Raw genomic sequence first — 16,213 nt, forward strand, 5'->3', positions numbered from 1 at the left:
TAAAATACCTCAATCTGTGGTAAGATGAAAAGAAGAAATCATTAGAAAGATAAAGGGAGAAACCATGAAATTCATGCATTTATCTGATCTTCACCTGGGGAAGCGAGTCAACGAGTTTTCCATGATCGAAGATCAGCAATATATTTTAAATCAGATTGCAGAGATTGCAGACAGGGAGAAGCCGGACGGGGTGCTCATCGCAGGAGACGTCTACGACAAATCCGTGCCACCTACAGAGGCAGTGCAGCTCTTTGACGATTTTCTCGTTGATCTGGCAGAGCAAGGCCTGCCGGTGTTCATCATCAGCGGCAATCACGACAGCGCGGAGCGAGTCGCCTTTGGCAGCCGGCTCATGATCAGCAGCGGCGTCTATCTGTCGCCTGTTTATGATGGGTCAGTAAAACCTGTGACCTTGGAGGACGGCTATGGCAAAATCGATGTCTATCTGCTGCCATTTCTGAAGCCGGCTCACGTGCGCCGTTTTTTCCCTGATGAGGAAATTGGCAGCTATACCGATGCGATGAGAGTAGCGATAGAGTATTTAGATTTAGATTTGGGCAGGCGGAACATTTTGATCACCCATCAATTTGTAACAGGTGCAGTGCGCAGTGAATCAGAGGAGATTTCCGTAGGCGGGGCTGACAATGTAGATGCCTCCGTCTTTGAAGCCTTTGATTATGTGGCTTTGGGGCACCTTCACAGAGCACAGAGCGTGACCAGGGAGACGATTCGTTACTGCGGGACACCGCTGAAGTATTCTTTTTCTGAGGCAGATCACGAGAAGTCGGTGACTTTGGTTGAATTAGGTGAGAAAGGACAGGTGTCGGTAGAGACACTTCCCCTTGTGCCGCTTAGGGACATGCACGAGATCAAAGGCACGTATGAAGAGGTGACATTAAAGCGTTTCTATGAGGAAACGGATTATCAGGAATCCTATATGCACATTACCTTGACCGATGAAGAGGATATTCCCGATGCGCTGGGGAAACTGCGGGCCATCTATTCCAATATCATGAAGCTGGATTACGATAATGAACGAACCCGCACCAATGGGAAATTGGACGGGACAGATCGGGCAGAGCAGAAATCCCCCATAGAACTGTTTGCAGAACTCTATGAGAAACAGAATAAACAGCCTATGAGCCAGGTGCAGCAGGATTTCCTGGAAGGGATAGTTGAAGATATTTGGGAGGAGCAGCGATGAGACCGACAAAACTGACGATTTCGGCCTTCGGGCCTTATGCCGGACGGCAGGTCCTGGACTTGGACAAGCTGGGGACAAAGGGGATCTACCTGGTGACCGGGGATACCGGAGCGGGAAAGACCACGATTTTTGATGCCATCACCTTTGCCCTCTATGGGGAAACCAGCGGAGACACTCGCAGGAGCGACATGCTGAGGTCGAAATACGCGGCAGACGACGTGCCGACGGAGGTGGAATTGATCTTTGCCTATGGCGGCAAGGAATATACGGTACGCAGAAATCCGGAATACCAGCGACCGTCAAAGCGGGGAGGCGGTATAGTCACCCAGAAGGCAGATGCTCAGTTAACATATCCGGACGGCAATATTGTGACCAAGAGCAAGGATGTGACGGCAGCAGTGGAGTCGATACTGGGTGTAAACCGAAATCAATTTACCCAGATCGCCATGATCGCCCAGGGGGAATTTTTGAAACTTCTTTTGGCGCCCACAGAAGATCGGAAGAAGATTTTTCGCAAGATTTTCAAGACGGAGTTGTTCCAGGAACTGCAGGATCGCCTCAAATCGGAATCAGGAAAGCTGTCACAGCGGCTTGAGGAGATAAAAAACAGCATCGGCCAGTACATCGACGGACTGGAGATTGAAGGAAACGAAGAATTGCTGAAAAATGCAAAAGAATCCGATATATTGTTAGCTGATTTGATTGGAAAAGTTGACGATGTAATTGCCAGTGACCAGGCAGAGCAAGATAAAATCGAGGGCGATATCGCCAAAATTGAAAAGCGGCTTACCCAGGTCAATGTGGATCTGGGAAAGGCAGAAGAAGTGGAACGGATTAAGGCCGCCCTGCAAGAGGCGAGTTCCGCTTTGGGGGAAAAGAAGGAGAGACTGCAGCTTCTTTTGGCAGAGTACGAGGCAGAGCAGAAGCGGGAGCCGGAGCAGTCCGCTCTGCGCCAGCAGATCGCTTTGGCGGAGAATGAATTGCCCCGATACAATGAGCTTGACCAGGTGCGAAAAGAGCTGGATGCCAGGAGAGATGCGCTTAAGGCGGCATTGGACCAGAGAGAGGAACAGAAGAATCTGCAGGATAAATGCGCATTGTTGTTAAACGATGCAAAGGAAAAAATGGAAGCAATCAAGGATGCGGGCAGAGAAGAAGCGGTTTTGGAAGGCAGGCTGCAGCAGGCAGAAAGCCGGCTGCACGCCGTAGAAGCCTTGGGCGGCGCATTGAAAGAATGGGAAAGCCTTTCGAAGCGATGGGAAGAGGAGCAGCAGAAGTATCTGGCCGCTGCAGCAAAGGCGGAGAAACTGCAGCAGAAGTATCAGCAGATGAACAGGGCATTCCTCGATGAACAAGCCGGGATTTTGGCGCTGGCTCTGGATGCAGGCATGCCGTGCCCGGTATGCGGTGCGACGGAACACCCGTCCCCTGCGGAGAAGACGGCTGATGCACCTTCTGAATCCGATTTGGAAAAGGCAAAGAAGAAGAGTGAAACGGCACAGGCTGATGCCGCTTCTTGTAGTGCAGAGGCCAGTACCCTTGGGGGCAAGGTCACTGCGAAAGAAGAGGAACTCAAGAAGAAAGGCGCGGAGCTCTTTGACGAGGTGGTCTTTGCAGAACTCGGTATGAAAATCGCAGGTGAAGTGAAGGAAATTAAATCGCAGATTGGCGATTTGAAAGAGCTTTTGCGACTGGAACAGGAAAAATTGCAGCAGAAAGCAAGGCTGGAGGCGCAGATCCCAAAACTGGAGACAGAGCTTCAAAAACGGCAGGAGACACTGGCGAGCCTGGATCAACAGTCGGCGGCCTTAGAAGGTGAAAACAAGGAGAGCGAGAAGACTTTGGCTTCTGTGGCGGGCAGGCTGAAATATGAGAGCAAGGCTCAGGCAGAGAGGCAGATTAAGAAACTGCAGTCAGAGGCGGATGCGATACAGAAAACCTTGGAGAAGGCAAGGGATGGCTACACCGCCTGCAAAGAGGAAGTAAGCACTCTGCAGGGACGGGTGGAAAGTCTTTCTGGGCAGCTGGAAGCGGCGCCGGAGTACGACGTCGGCGTCATGCGACGCAGGCAGGCTGAACTGACAGAAGAGAAAAAAGCCTTGAGCGAGTCTTTTACGGCAATCTCGGCGCGGATTGGGTCTAACAGAGCAGCCCTTGAGAAAATCCGCAGGCAGGCAGAAAACTTGACAGAGGTCTCAGAAGAATGGGGCTGGGCCAAGGTTCTTTCCAATACTGCAAACGGCAATCTCGGCGGCAAAGAGAAAATTATGCTGGAAACCTACGTGCAGATGCGGTACTTCGATTTGGTCATTCAGCGCGCCAACAGGCGGCTGATGGTCATGAGCGATGGGCAGTACGAGCTGAAACGACGCAATGAGGCAGAGAACAACCGCAGCCAGAGCGGTCTGGAACTGGATGTCATCGACCACTATAACGGGTCACAGCGCAGCGTGCGCACCCTGTCCGGCGGTGAATCCTTCAAAGCCTCCCTATGTCTGGCTCTGGGTCTTTCTGACGAAATCCAGTCCTCGGCAGGGGGTATCCGCCTGGACACCATGTTCGTGGACGAGGGTTTCGGTTCCCTGGACGATGAATCTCTGCAGCAGGCCATCAAGGTACTTTCCGGTCTGTCCGAAGGGAACAAGCTGGTGGGCATCATCTCCCATGTGGGCGAACTGAAAGAAAGAATCGAAAAGCAGATCGTGGTGACGAAGGACAGAGCAGGAGGCAGCCGGGCGGAAATCAGAGTGGAAGCGTAATTGAAGGCTGTAAATTGTTTGAAATTTGTGATAAAATAAATGTAAGAAGACGCGATAACTGGAGTAACTGGAGACAATGAATAATCCAACTTTAACTTACTATAATGAAAATGTTGATGCATTTTTAAGTTCGACAACGACGGTAGACCTTAGTGAAATTCAAGATCAATTTTTATCCTACCTAAATCCTGGTGATAGAATCCTGGATTTAGGGTGCGGTTCAGGCAGAGATACGAAGTATTTTTTGGATGAAGGCTTTGATGTGGATGCGGTGGATGGTTCTGTCGAATTAGTGATTCGAGCGTCGTCATATACAGGAATTCAAGTAAAGCGGATGCTCTTTGACGAATTGGCCTGCATAAATAAATACGATGGGATTTGGGCTTGTGCGTCCCTGTTGCATTTGCCCTATAGTCAGTTATCCCCGATGTTGGACAAAATTGCGAGAGCGTTGAATGAGCATGGAATTTTTTATGCTTCTTTTAAATACGGAGAGTTTGAAGGGGAGCGGAACGGCAGATACTTCACAGATCTGAACGAGGAGAGATGCAGGGAACTGATTGGTAATAATGGGAAGTTTCATATTGAATGTTTATGGACTACAGGTGATACACGTCTAGAAAAAGGTGAGGAAAAATGGCTGAACATGATTTTAATCAAAGACTTCCAAAATCAGAGATAGTCGAATCAGGGTATCTGGAGAGCATGTTGGACAACTTTGCGTCTAGTTATAAGTTGTTTTGGTTTAAGGGGATTTTTATGGAAATTCAAAAAGGCAATACAACTTTGGAGTACAGAAGAATCGTTGCCCGCATGATAGCAGAGGCGTGGTATCCAGTTGTATTTTATCATCTCAGCTTAGGATTTTCGGATAAGCTGGCAGATGCCATACATTACATGCAAGAGGAACTGCATATCCCAAGAGAAGAAAAGGCGAATAGGATTGTTGAATTTGTCTGCACGACTACAGACAAGAAGCTGCTGCAGATGGTCAAAGATTTCACTAATTTTGTTCCCTATAGATTGATCAGACCGTTCTATCAGAGAGAAATTGAATTTGAGCGTAAGAGAGATTTGACATTTCGCGATAGCAGAATTAATCGGATTATTGAGGAACATAATCAAAACGATCGAAATAACGCGCTTTATGTGATGAATCGAATTGATGGGATTCTGACTATTTCGCCAAAGTGGGAACAGTATTTGAAAACAAACGCGATAGTAGTGGAAGGATGGCTCAACTATAAACTGATTAAATATATCCAGCAGCGTAATCCTAATGTTCCAGCCATTCCATTTAAACTTTTTCCGCCGACGTCAAAAGATCGTAATCTATCAGAGGCGACAAAGTTTTGGAAATCCATTCAGACAAAGATGAAACTTTTTGATCTTTATACGGACAAAGAGTTCACAGAAGAGAATTTTGAGCAGTTTGGCAGTTTTAGCGTAGATCATTTCATTCCTTGGAGTTTTGTCTTACATAATGAGATATGGAATCTCTACCCGATGTTTAAGAATATCAACAGCAGCAAAAATAGTATGCTGCCTGATAAGGAACGCTATTTGGACAAGTTCTGTGAATGCCAGTACCAAGCATTTCTAAAGACGAAGGAGCTGCAGGTGTCAAAAAAAGTCATGGAACAATATCTGAACGTGAAGCGAGACATTTTCAGCATTGGCGAAAGTGATATCGGACACGATGTATTCTTGCAGGCCATGAAGCAAACCATTGAGCCGCTGTATCAGATTGCAAACAACCAAGGATATGGAATTTGGTGGTATGAGTGAAGCGTCATACTATTAAAGGTACTTAGAATTAATCGAAGGAGAAAATATTGAAAAAGATTTTTGTTTCAGAAGTAGAAGCATATGACCCAAGAACTCCATTAGAAAAGATTTACTGTGTTTTTAAGGAGAACACGGCTCAATTTGTTTTAATTATCCCTTTCATATATGGGACTTTAAAATTCATTTTTAATGTTATATTATATCAATGCCAAAAAGGATATTATAACTATTTTAATATTGATGATATTTTTATAGACTTTGATTCAAAAATCAGTTTATATAATATTATGGTGACGGTTGGACTTGGAGTAATCATAATTCTATATTCTGTTTTTGCAGTTTTAACAATTCGTCTCAAACGACCAGTAGCAATAGCCGTTTTCTGGGGTGTGATACCTTTATTAGTAGCACTTATTACTGCTAAATATTTTTACTTATTTAGCAGCAAAGCTTATTTGCGGATTATTCTAATAGTATACTCTATGTGCAATGTAATTGTTTTTGCTTTAGGTGGATGTATGTTTAGAGAGGTACTTGATTACATCGCGCCAATTAGAAAACCTAAAAATACGCAAGGTAAACCTAAAAAAAGTTATATATCAGATAATGCATGGCGTTTAATAGGGGTACTACTAATTACTCTAGGATGTGTAGCTGCTGGTATAAATGGCTATAACATGGAAAAAAGTAAAGCTGCTGATATAAGAACTTTTGATATAATTCAAGTTGACAATAAGAATTACGCACGAGTTTCCATATATCAGGATTATTATTATATGATCAGTTGCCAGAGAACATCTAAAGATACTTTAACTTTAAATACAAATTTATATAGATTAGAATCTCTAAATAAAATGGAGGTCAGTAGGGAAACATTTAAGAATATTATTATAAAAAATTAATGTTGTTATAATAATATTTATGTTAGATATTTAATGAAAAGAATAGATGGAAAATTCTAAATTATCCAAATTAATTTTAGGTTTTATAAGAAATAGGTAATAGGAGCCACATTATATTTTTAATTGAAAAGGAATACCATTAAACAAAGCTCAGATTCAGGCATCTTTAGTACACAGAAAAGCAGGGCTTTATCGGCTTTCACCATTGAATCATCCCAAGAAAGCATTGATTCAGCACCCCCTCCGTCGTAATTGCTGTCTGGTAATTCAGACGCTAACTGCTTTACTTTTTCAAGGTTCTCTGAAATAAAGGTATCCTTGGAGGTAAATCTACTTTGGGGAGTTCCTGCTTCAGCTGTAGTAAACGTTCAACCTCATAGTTTCAATTCTAATTCCAATTGGGCTTCAGTCAGGTTCATAAACTTTATCGTTGCCAGCAATGGGCGTAGGGTATAAAAGTTTTTTTCAATCGGACTTGATCTGCTTTTAGATGATTGTCATAAGTATGCGCCGCCATGTGCCAATAGTGATATAGGTTTTTCTTACCTGAGAAATAGTGTGGTAGAAGTCTTTCAGCTTTTCAAATTCAGGACTGGTTCTATAGACGATGAGCGATGCGCACCATTCAAAGATCGTAGGGGTTGATTTGTACAACAAATGTAGGGTTTTATGTAGATTCCAGCCATTGATATCCAGAACTTCGGTAAGCTGCCATTCAATTACATCTCTCATTGGAGCAAGGCTCAGATAGTCTTCTGCTTTTTTCACATAGATAGACCTGACATCATAATCATTGTCGGGCGAGGCAAAACCCTATGCGCGGCTTCTGGATTCAACAGCTGTGATAATCTTGATATTTTCTTTGCTTTCAATCTCCTGCAGCTTTTCTTTGATGATTTAATTCATGTTCCATTCCTGCTTTTCGATACTTCAGTCAGTGCTGTTTAATAGTGTAATTACATTTCTTTAAGAATATTGATTGCTATTGTATTATCATTTACTTTTTCTACAGCATATCTGCTCGTCGAGGTTTCTTTAGTTTCGCCAAAAAATTTTTTTATAAGTGGTTTCGAGTTAATATTAATTCCCTCAACGATTTGTCCTTTATACTTTCTTCTCAATGCTCGCAATGAATTTTTCTCTTTGGTTTTTGTAAATCTAAGTCCTATCATTACCACCTTGTTGCCGTCTTTACCTTGTAATATATTAACCCATTCGTAAGAGTATATGTTATCCAATAGACTACAAGCTGCTGAACTTAGTGAAATCCGTCCTTGACCTATGCTGGCAAATTTCTCTCCTGAAGAATGTGAAGATTGTTTAATATCTACAGATTCCCAAACTATATTTGACATGCGTGTTCCTCCTATTTCGTTGTGTACATATTATAATCTTTTGTGATTCCTGTGTCAATACGCTATGCAAAATATAGGCTTTATGCTAAAATAAAACTTAGATTTTACTATGTGCATTATTGCGCGCTATGTTTTTGTGCTAAATTGCGTTTGCAAAATGCATCACGAATAGTAGATGGATTGATATTACGTTATATTTAATTTCTTTTAATTTTCAGCTCCGCTATTCTAGACAAATTTTTTTTACCATATTAAAATAGACCTATCAAAACAGACGGAGGGGGTCTATGACAAGTATTAATCGTGATATTTTCCGCGCCATCCACGAAGGCAGGTGGATCAGCATCGAATACCGCAACAAGGCGGGTCAGCTCACAAAATATTGGATTGCCGTCAGGGATCTGAATCCCAGAAACAAGACGCTCTCTGTAGAGGGGCTTCATATCGGCCAATATACCATAGATCAATTTCCTCATATTCACATAGACGCCATCACGTCATCCCAGGTGATAGATGGTTCCTATTACCCGGTCAATGAACGCCTCGTCAGGGACATCGCAGAGAATCCTCATAAGTATCAAAGTCTCTTTGACCATGCTGCAAACCTGAAAATCCTCAGTTATCTGGAAGAATGCAGCCGCATGGACAGAACGCCTTATGAGGCGGATTTTGCACTGATCAGATTTCTGGATCGAGACCGCATAGCAGGCGGCGACTATCTGCTCAGTGAAGAGCAGTTCCGTCAGATTGTCAGGCATTTTCAGCGAAAGGCGGAGGATGACAAAAAAGCAAAGCAGAGATTTCAGCTCAAACGGCTGGCCATGAACGTGCTCAGTGTGCATACACCAAAAGGACTCTATGTGCTCGCCTATCGCAAGCTGGATTTGGACGTCAAAAACAAAAGGCTCCGCCCAGATGAGGATATTACCATTTGTACGGAATTTACGATCAATGGGGAAAAAGAAAGCATCCGTCAATTCCTGGATGCGGAGGACTATTTGCTTCTGGAGGACTTCGATGCTAATCAGGAGCGGATCAAAGACCGGATTACGGAGAGCAATCGTCACATCAATGGGGTAGACGACATGCCTTACGTGATCGGCCTCGGTATGGATCTGGTGCTGGATCTGCACGAGGAATACGGCGCTATCATCGACATGTACCACGAGGAGAACATTTCGGTGCCCCTGCAGGCATTCTTTGGCGGATTGCTGAACAGGCCTGTCAGACGAAAAGCTTATCCCATTACGCTGCTCAATCGGAGGGTCAATCTGGATCAGCTTCTTGCCATTAACAACGCTATGAAATATCCTCTCGCCTACATCCAGGGCCCGCCTGGAACGGGCAAAACCAATACCATCATCAACACCATCGTGACGGCGTTTTTCAATGAGCGAACCGTCTTGTTTGCATCCAATAACAACCATCCCATTGACGGTGTTTATGAAAAGCTGTCCCACCTCAAATACAATGGCAGGGAGATCCCCTTCCCCATAGTCCGTCTAGGGAATAACGACAAGGTGGAAGAAGCGGCAAAGACCATCAAGCGGCTGTACCTTGAGACCAAAGACATCAAAATCTTCGATAGGACTTTGGACAGGAACAAAGGCGACCGCACTCAGAGAGCCAGGGAACTGGCGAAGCTGCTCAAGCGATACGAGGATGTGTTGGAACTGAGGGAACGCAGTGAGACCATCGACCGGCTGCTGGATTTTGAAGGAAGGCAGGAGTCCAACATTCATCTCATTCCCTTCCAGATGGACATCCGCCAGCGGCAGCACCGCTGGATTCAGGAAGAAATCGAGAAGCGGGGCGACATTACTGATGAAGACGCCTTTGCACTTTTGACCGATGACATAGAGGACTTTAAGAAATACCTCTATTATACGTCTGCAAAATATATCAAAAGACTGGATGAACCGAAGTATGGTGATTTGAAGGAGATCATCCTGGATCTCACGGGAAAAACGCAGCGGGAAGCGCTGAATCACTACCTCAGCGAAGGCGAAAATCTAAAGAAGTTCCTGCGTATCTTTCCCATTGTAGCGACCACCTGTATTTCGGCCCACAAATTGGGCGAGCCTGGCCGCTATTTTGACATGACCATCATGGATGAAGCCAGCCAGTGCAATGTAGCGGTGTCTTTGATCCCGATTTTGCGAGGCGAAAACCTGATGTTGGTGGGAGATCCGCAGCAGCTGAATCCTGTGATTTTGCTGGATGAACTGACCAACAAAAAGCTGCGAAGGAAGTACCGGGTGTCGGAGGAATATGACTACCTAAAAAACTCTATTTACAAAACGTTTCTGACCTGTGATTCTGTCAGCGATGAAATTTTGCTCCACAACCATTATCGCTGCAACCAGCAGATTATCGAGTTTAACAACAAAAAATATTACAATGATAAGCTTGCGATTCTCTCAAAGAGTGAAGAAAAGGAACCTTTGGTATTTATTGATGTGGCGGATCAAATCAGCGGCAGTAAGAACACTGCGCCAGGTGAGGCAGAGGAAATCGTCCGCTATGCAGCGTCTCATCCGGAAAAATCCATCGGTATCATCACGCCTTTTGTCAATCAAAAGAAAATGATTCAGCAGAGTCTGGAAGCGGCAGGAATTGATAATGCCGTCTGCGGGACAGTCCACTCTTTTCAGGGCGACGAGAAGGACGTGGTTTTGTTCTCCACCGCCATTACGGGCGCTACCCATGAGACGACCTACCAGTGGCTTAGGAACAACAAGGAACTGCTCAACGTTGCAACCTCCAGGGCGAAGGATAAGCTGATTGTCCTGGGCAGCCTCGAGAATCTGCATCGCCTGCATCAAAGGAATGAAGAGGATGATCTTTATGAGCTGGTGGAATATGTGAGAACCAATGGAAGGTCAGAGGTGACGCCAAAATCTGCCGCTTCCAGGGCGCTGGGCGTAAAACCCTTCAGCACAGCTACAGAGGAGGCTTTTTTGCAGAATATGCATCATGCCCTGGAAAACATCTGGCTTTCTCACAATCGTTTCGTCGTGGAGAAAGAGGTGGGCATCGCCCATGTATTTCAGGACAATACCACCTGCAGTGACTTGTTTTATTCCGGCCGGTTCGATTTTGTGGTCTACGAAAAAGTCGATGAGAATCACAAGCTGCCTGTTTTGGTCATTGAACTGGACGGACGGGAGCATTTCGAGGATGAAGTGGTAAAACGCCGCGACGCACAAAAGAAGGAAATCTGCCGGGCACACCAAATGGAACTGATTCGGGTGGAAAATTCCTACGCAAGGAGGTATAATCATATTAAGGATATATTGGAGAACTACTTCAAGGCACTGCGGTAACACAAAGAAAATACCAAACTGTTCTGTTTTACGCTGGTGCGAAAGGCAAGTGAACATGAAATCCCCAGGTGTTTCGCACCAAAATCTTTGCGCGTAAAATGACATAGATGGGTAATAATGGGAGTTAGCTTGCTGTTAAAAAGAGAAAAAGCGCTAAGAAATATAAATATTTCTAGAATATTGGAGATATTTTGCAGTCTTGCTCCGCATGGAGCAAGTGGATTGAAATATTCTTGAATCTATCAGATTGCTTCGCCTTTTCGGGTCTTGCTCCGCATGGAGCAAGTGGATTGAAATCTCCGTTTCCAGTTCCTCCGTTGTCGGTTCTGTCGGGTCTTGCTCCGCATGGAGCAAGTGGATTGAAATCCCTCTATACTTGACTACGTAACACAAAGCGGGAAGTCTTGCTCCGCATGGAGCAAGTGGATTGAAATCTCTATGAGTTCAGGCGTGATACTGCTTATTTCGTCTTGCTCTGCATGGAGCAAATGGATTGAAATGAAGAAATACGGATTTAACCAAACGAAGGTCGCAACCCTGCAAGGGTCGCGTAGATTGAAATACAGATTGAAAGGGTTACCCTGGTATGAGTATAAAAATCAAAGATAAAAATGGTTTTGAAAAAGAATATATTAGAATCGAGCAATCACCGCATGCAAAACTTGCTGAGAAAGACACAGAGATAAAGCGAAAGGACGGAACAAAGGTAGAATATATCAACTCTTCGCAGGTCGATGAAGAAGAAATGCATCAACTACTTCGTCAAGCTGAGATTCGTGAAACCATTGCGAGAAATGAAAAAATAGAAAAGCGCATTGAAGAAAGAATACAGAAGGAAGCCAAGAAAGAAAAGAAGATAAGGGATGCAGAACAACAGAAGCAAGCGCGCCTAGCACTTAAACGAAATAAGACTGCCAAAAGCAACCAAAATAAAAGGGACTGGTCAGATTGCATTAAAGCTGTCCAGTATTTAGGCGCGGAGGTAGTCGGTGGCGGAATGGCATACAAATACAATAAAGGAAGTGCAGTGTTACGGAGTTTAATTGGCAGCAGTTTTGGCCCCGTCGGTGCTTTCCTAGGTGCCGCCTCTGCAGTCGAGGAAAAACAGATACCAGAAAAGGTATTTCATAGACTTTTCATCTTATATAAAAACGGCAGTTCCAAAACGATCATCGTACAGGAAGGTACGCAAAAATTTCGAGACTTAATGACTTTAAGTATGAGATAATGTATCTTGCAGTAAGTAGTAAGAGGCAATACAAAATTTGTATTCGGAGGACAATTATGAACGACATCAAAGAACAACTGAGAATTTTTAACGAGGAGCGGGATTGGGACCAGTTCCATTCGCCGGAGAATTTGGCAAAATCCGTCGCCATAGAAGCAGGAGAACTTTTGGAATGCTTTCAGTGGAACAACGACTTTGACCAGAGAGCTGTTAGCGACGAAATCGCAGATGTAATGATGTACTGCATCATGCTTGCCGACAAAATTGACATCGACCTGGAGCAGGAAATTCTCAGAAAGCTGGAACAGAACAAGGAAAAATATCCTGTGGAAAAATGCAAGGGAAGCAGCAAAAAATACGACGAGTTCGATTAAAATATAAGGAGACAAATCATGGAACTGGGTATCACGATTCCACTACAGAAACATCTAAAAATAAAGGAACTGAATTACGGCGGCATCACAGACCTCTTCTTCTGCTGGGAACTCCACATCATCCGTTTCGAAAAGAAAAACCTGCTGATCGTGGTTAATGCCAGCAATCGATTTTGCTGTATCATGGCGGGTATGATGGCAAAGGACTGGAAGATAATCGCACAGCGGGCAGAAGAGGCGATTCGATTGGGATTCGCCAGTGAGGGATATACAGAAGAACAAATTGATCAGTATTTTGCCATGGCAGGCGATGCAGTCATGACCAAAACCCACGGCAGAAGGCCTGTCGCCGGACTGAATCGTGCTATTGAAGGGCTTTATTACGTACCGACACCTGCTGAAGAGCAGCTATATCAAAACTTTTGGAGCCATGAAGTGAACCGCGATCTATGCCACGCAGCCGGCTTCACGGGCTGTGGCTACGATAACCCGTGGAGCTTTTTAAAGAGAGATATGCAGAGAGTGGGAATCCTATGACCATTAAGAAAAAAATATTCATTACCAATACGGTCATGATATTGGCTGCCCTGTTGGTATTGCTAGGAGTGGGGAGCCTTTTGCTGACGATTTTTCAGCATACCTTTCTGACCCACCAAAGCGAAAACGCAGAACTTTCAGCGCACACGACGCAGGTACAGCAATTGCTGGAAGAGGACCCAGGTTACGGCGAGGACTGGCAGCAGTGGGCCGATGCCTTGGACAGCTATGACTTTCGGCTGGCAGTGCGGGATCAAGATGGAGAGACCGTCTATTCCAACCTGAGTCAAACAGAGACAGAAAGTGTGGATTCCATCGGTGAGCAAGACGATAGCGATACTGAATCAGGACACCATGGCCATGACCACGCATCAGAGATTACCGTGAGCACCTTCTTTATCAACAGCGTGACGGTGCTTTCCGCAAGGTTTCCTGCGGACGACACAACCTATCAAATCTATGCCGCTAGCAACGCAGTCGAAGAATCTCTTTTTAGTACGGACAGACGCGTCTTTCAGTTATTCCTTTTGCTATTTATCACTATTGGTGCATTTGTGATTCTGGCGATTTTGCTCGCCAGCCGCATGTTCACAAAAAAACTGGTCCGCCAGATTATGGAGCCGGTGGATCAGCTTGCCGCTGCAGCTTCGCGTATCGAGAGCGGAGATCTGACTCAGCCGGTCGTGTACCCGCGAGACGACGAGTTTCGCAATGTTTGTGACAGCTTTAATCAGATGCAGAGACACCTCAAAGAAGGCATAGAACAAAATGCGGCATACGAAAAGGCGCGTACCGAAATGATCAGCGGCATCTCCCACGATCTGAGAACGCCGTTGACTTCTGTCAAAGGCTACATCAAAGGTCTGCAGGACGGCGTTGCCAATACAGAGGAAAAACGCAGGCAGTATCTTGATATCGCCTATAGCTGTGCTTGTGATATGGAAGGATTGCTGGCAAAACTGTTCTATTATTCCAAGCTGGAGACGGGAAACATGCCGTTTTATAAACAGAAAACGGATATGGGAGAATATCTCGGGCGTTATGTGGAAGGGAAAAAAGATTTAATCGCAGAAAAGGCTTGTTTGGAGTTCCAAAGCATTTGTCAAGGGGACTGCTTCCTCGATATCGACCTGGAGCAGATGAAACGCGTCTTCGATAACTTTGTGGAGAACAGTCTCAAATACGCCCATGCGGAGCCTTTGATCATGAAAATCACGCTGGAGAAAGAGCAGGATGACAGCCTGACAATCGCTTTCTGTGATAACGGTGTCGGTGTGCCGCCTGCAAAACTGCCCCATCTGTTTGAACAGTTTTACCGGGGAGATGAGGCACGAAGCGATGGAGAGGGCAGCGGACTTGGTCTCTACGTCTGTCAATATATCGTCAAAGCGCACGGCGGCACCATTAGGGCGGAGAATCAGGGAGGACTGCATCTGATCATGAATTTTCGAAATGAAAAGGGGGAAGTGTGATGGCACACATTTTGATCGCAGAAGACGACAATCGAATCGCCATGTTGGAAAAAGACTATTTGGAAATCGACGGCTTTCAAGTGACCATCGCCAGTGACGGCAACGAAGCATTGAAGCTGATTTTGGCGGAAGACTTTGATCTGCTTCTGCTGGATATCATGCTGCCGGGGAAAGACGGCTATGATATCTGCCGGGAGGTGAGAGACAAAATCGACATACCTATTCTGATGGTGACGGCAAAGCAGGAATCCATTGACAAGATCAGAGGGTTGGGGCTGGGCGCAGACGACTACATCGTCAAGCCTTTTGATCCGGCGGAACTGGTGGCAAGAGTCAAGTCTCACCTGGCAAGATATGAACGATTGACGGCAGGCAGATCTGCACATGGGGATGTGGCGGAGGACTACCTGATTCAAATCGGCGGACTCAAAATTCTAGCTAAAAGCTGGAAGGTCATTAAGAACGGAGAGGAGATTCATTTCCCTAACAGAGAATTTGAACTGCTCAAATACCTGGCTCTGAACCCTAACATCGTTTTTTCAAAAGAGCATCTCTTTGAGAAGATTTGGGGCTATGACTATGTGGGAGACAGCGCGACTGTGACGGTGCATATCAACCGCATACGAGAAAAAATCGAAGAAGATCCAAAGAATCCCCAGATCATCGAAACCGTATGGGGTGCCGGATATCGGCTGAATCTTTCATGAGTCGAAAAGTTTAGAATTTGTTTAGAAATAACCTCTAAAGTGTTTATAACAGGGGATTATACTGTTAGCAAATAAAAAGTATAATTGACCTGGAGGAGATAAAATTGAAAAAAGTAATGAAAAAGAAATGGATTGTATTGGCGCTTGTACTCACAATTGTTGCTGTGGGTGCGGTATCACTGACTGCTTTCGGTGCAGATAATCAGCGGGTGGATTATCAAAGCCAGATGCAGAAAAAACAGCCCATCTGTACGGTAAATCAGGATTGCTTCAAAAGAGGCGTTCATCATGCAAAGCAGAACCGTGTCTCACCAGTGACTTCAACGGCGAACACATCTGCGGCTTCTACAGCAAGTACCTCTGCGGCTCCAGTTTATGGAACCTGTCAGTATCCTGACTGCGATGGAACCCACGCAAACCACCAAAATTACGGCCATCATAATAGTGGTCAAAATCACCATGGTTCCTCCCACGGAGGCGGGCACCATGGCGGATGGCACGAGTAAGCGCTTTATTGAGACTGCTGTCAGCGAATAAGAGATTCGCTGATGGCAGTTTTTT

At 45.0% G+C, this 16,213-nt stretch carries 13 protein-coding genes, 1 pseudogene and 1 CRISPR repeat array; of the genes and pseudogenes, 12 read left to right on the top strand and 2 right to left on the bottom strand.

The annotated features are described in order from the left end of the window. The first annotated feature begins 64 nt into the window (after nucleotides 1–64). The 5 genes from BN6539_RS07830 (at nucleotide 65) to BN6539_RS07850 (ending at nucleotide 6,653) form a co-directional block, all read left to right on the top strand. A complete protein-coding gene (locus tag BN6539_RS07830) occupies nucleotides 65–1,204 on the top strand; it encodes an exonuclease SbcCD subunit D (protein ID WP_067536151.1) in 1,140 nt (379 codons plus the stop codon). After that, a complete protein-coding gene (locus tag BN6539_RS07835; RefSeq protein WP_067536154.1) occupies nucleotides 1,201–3,963 on the top strand; it encodes an AAA family ATPase in 2,763 nt (920 codons plus the stop codon). The genes BN6539_RS07830 and BN6539_RS07835 overlap by 4 nt, the downstream gene beginning before the upstream one ends. A 76-nt stretch (nucleotides 3,964–4,039) precedes the next feature. Next, the gene (locus BN6539_RS07840) at nucleotides 4,040–4,645 is read left to right on the top strand and encodes a class I SAM-dependent methyltransferase (protein WP_067536157.1); all 606 of its coding nucleotides are present in this window, start codon (nucleotides 4,040–4,042) and stop codon (nucleotides 4,643–4,645) included. Nucleotides 4,646–4,722: 77 nt separating this feature from the next. Next, nucleotides 4,723–5,751: an HNH endonuclease domain-containing protein gene (locus BN6539_RS07845; RefSeq protein ID WP_074038080.1), complete on the top strand. Its 1,029-nt coding sequence runs from the start codon at nucleotides 4,723–4,725 to the stop codon at nucleotides 5,749–5,751. Between the two features lie 47 nt (nucleotides 5,752–5,798). Further along, nucleotides 5,799–6,653: a hypothetical protein gene (locus tag BN6539_RS07850; RefSeq protein WP_067536159.1), complete on the top strand. Its 855-nt coding sequence runs from the start codon at nucleotides 5,799–5,801 to the stop codon at nucleotides 6,651–6,653. A gap of 424 nt (nucleotides 6,654–7,077) precedes the next feature. Here the strand turns inward: BN6539_RS07850 and BN6539_RS07855 are convergent. Both BN6539_RS07855 and BN6539_RS07860 read right to left on the bottom strand, forming a co-directional pair. Beyond that, nucleotides 7,078–7,421 (bottom strand): annotated as a pseudogene (locus BN6539_RS07855) (DNA polymerase beta superfamily protein). Nucleotides 7,422–7,609: 188 nt separating this feature from the next. Further along, entirely contained in the window at nucleotides 7,610–8,008 is a 399-nt protein-coding gene (locus BN6539_RS07860) for a hypothetical protein (RefSeq protein ID WP_067536162.1), read from the bottom strand. Nucleotides 8,009–8,295: 287 nt separating this feature from the next. On the opposite strand from BN6539_RS07860, the gene BN6539_RS07865 reads away from it, so the two are divergent. The 7 genes from BN6539_RS07865 to BN6539_RS07895 all read left to right on the top strand — a co-directional run bounded on the left by BN6539_RS07865 (nucleotide 8,296) and on the right by BN6539_RS07895 (nucleotide 16,158). Then, entirely contained in the window at nucleotides 8,296–11,334 is a 3,039-nt protein-coding gene (locus BN6539_RS07865) for an AAA domain-containing protein (RefSeq protein WP_067536165.1), read from the top strand. Nucleotides 11,335–11,530: 196 nt separating this feature from the next. After that, nucleotides 11,531–11,834: direct repeats of the CRISPR family, unit length 33 nt; unit sequence GTCTTGCTCCGCATGGAGCAAGTGGATTGAAAT. Nucleotides 11,835–11,920: 86 nt separating this feature from the next. Then, entirely contained in the window at nucleotides 11,921–12,562 is a 642-nt protein-coding gene (locus BN6539_RS07870; RefSeq protein ID WP_067536168.1) for a hypothetical protein, read from the top strand. A gap of 56 nt (nucleotides 12,563–12,618) precedes the next feature. Then, complete coding sequence (locus tag BN6539_RS07875; protein ID WP_067536170.1) at nucleotides 12,619–12,936, top strand: nucleotide pyrophosphohydrolase; 318 nt, start codon at nucleotides 12,619–12,621, stop codon at nucleotides 12,934–12,936. 18 nt (nucleotides 12,937–12,954) lie between these two features. Further along, nucleotides 12,955–13,473, top strand: coding sequence for a DUF6933 domain-containing protein (locus BN6539_RS07880; RefSeq protein ID WP_067536173.1), 519 nt, complete (start codon nucleotides 12,955–12,957; stop codon nucleotides 13,471–13,473). Beyond that, nucleotides 13,470–14,945, top strand: a complete 1,476-nt coding sequence (locus tag BN6539_RS07885; RefSeq protein ID WP_067536176.1) for a sensor histidine kinase — start codon at nucleotides 13,470–13,472, stop codon at nucleotides 14,943–14,945. Before BN6539_RS07880 ends, BN6539_RS07885 begins: the two co-directional genes overlap by 4 nt. Further along, nucleotides 14,945–15,652: a response regulator transcription factor gene (locus tag BN6539_RS07890; protein ID WP_067536179.1), complete on the top strand. Its 708-nt coding sequence runs from the start codon at nucleotides 14,945–14,947 to the stop codon at nucleotides 15,650–15,652. The genes BN6539_RS07885 and BN6539_RS07890 overlap by 1 nt, the downstream gene beginning before the upstream one ends. Before the next feature lie 104 nt (nucleotides 15,653–15,756). Further along, complete coding sequence (locus BN6539_RS07895; RefSeq protein WP_067536182.1) at nucleotides 15,757–16,158, top strand: hypothetical protein; 402 nt, start codon at nucleotides 15,757–15,759, stop codon at nucleotides 16,156–16,158. The last annotated feature ends 55 nt before the right edge of the window (nucleotides 16,159–16,213 follow it).

The sequence above is a fragment of the Emergencia timonensis genome, from assembly GCF_900086585.1.
In the GTDB taxonomy this organism is placed as follows: Bacteria; Bacillota; Clostridia; order Peptostreptococcales; family Anaerovoracaceae; genus Senimuribacter; species Senimuribacter timonensis.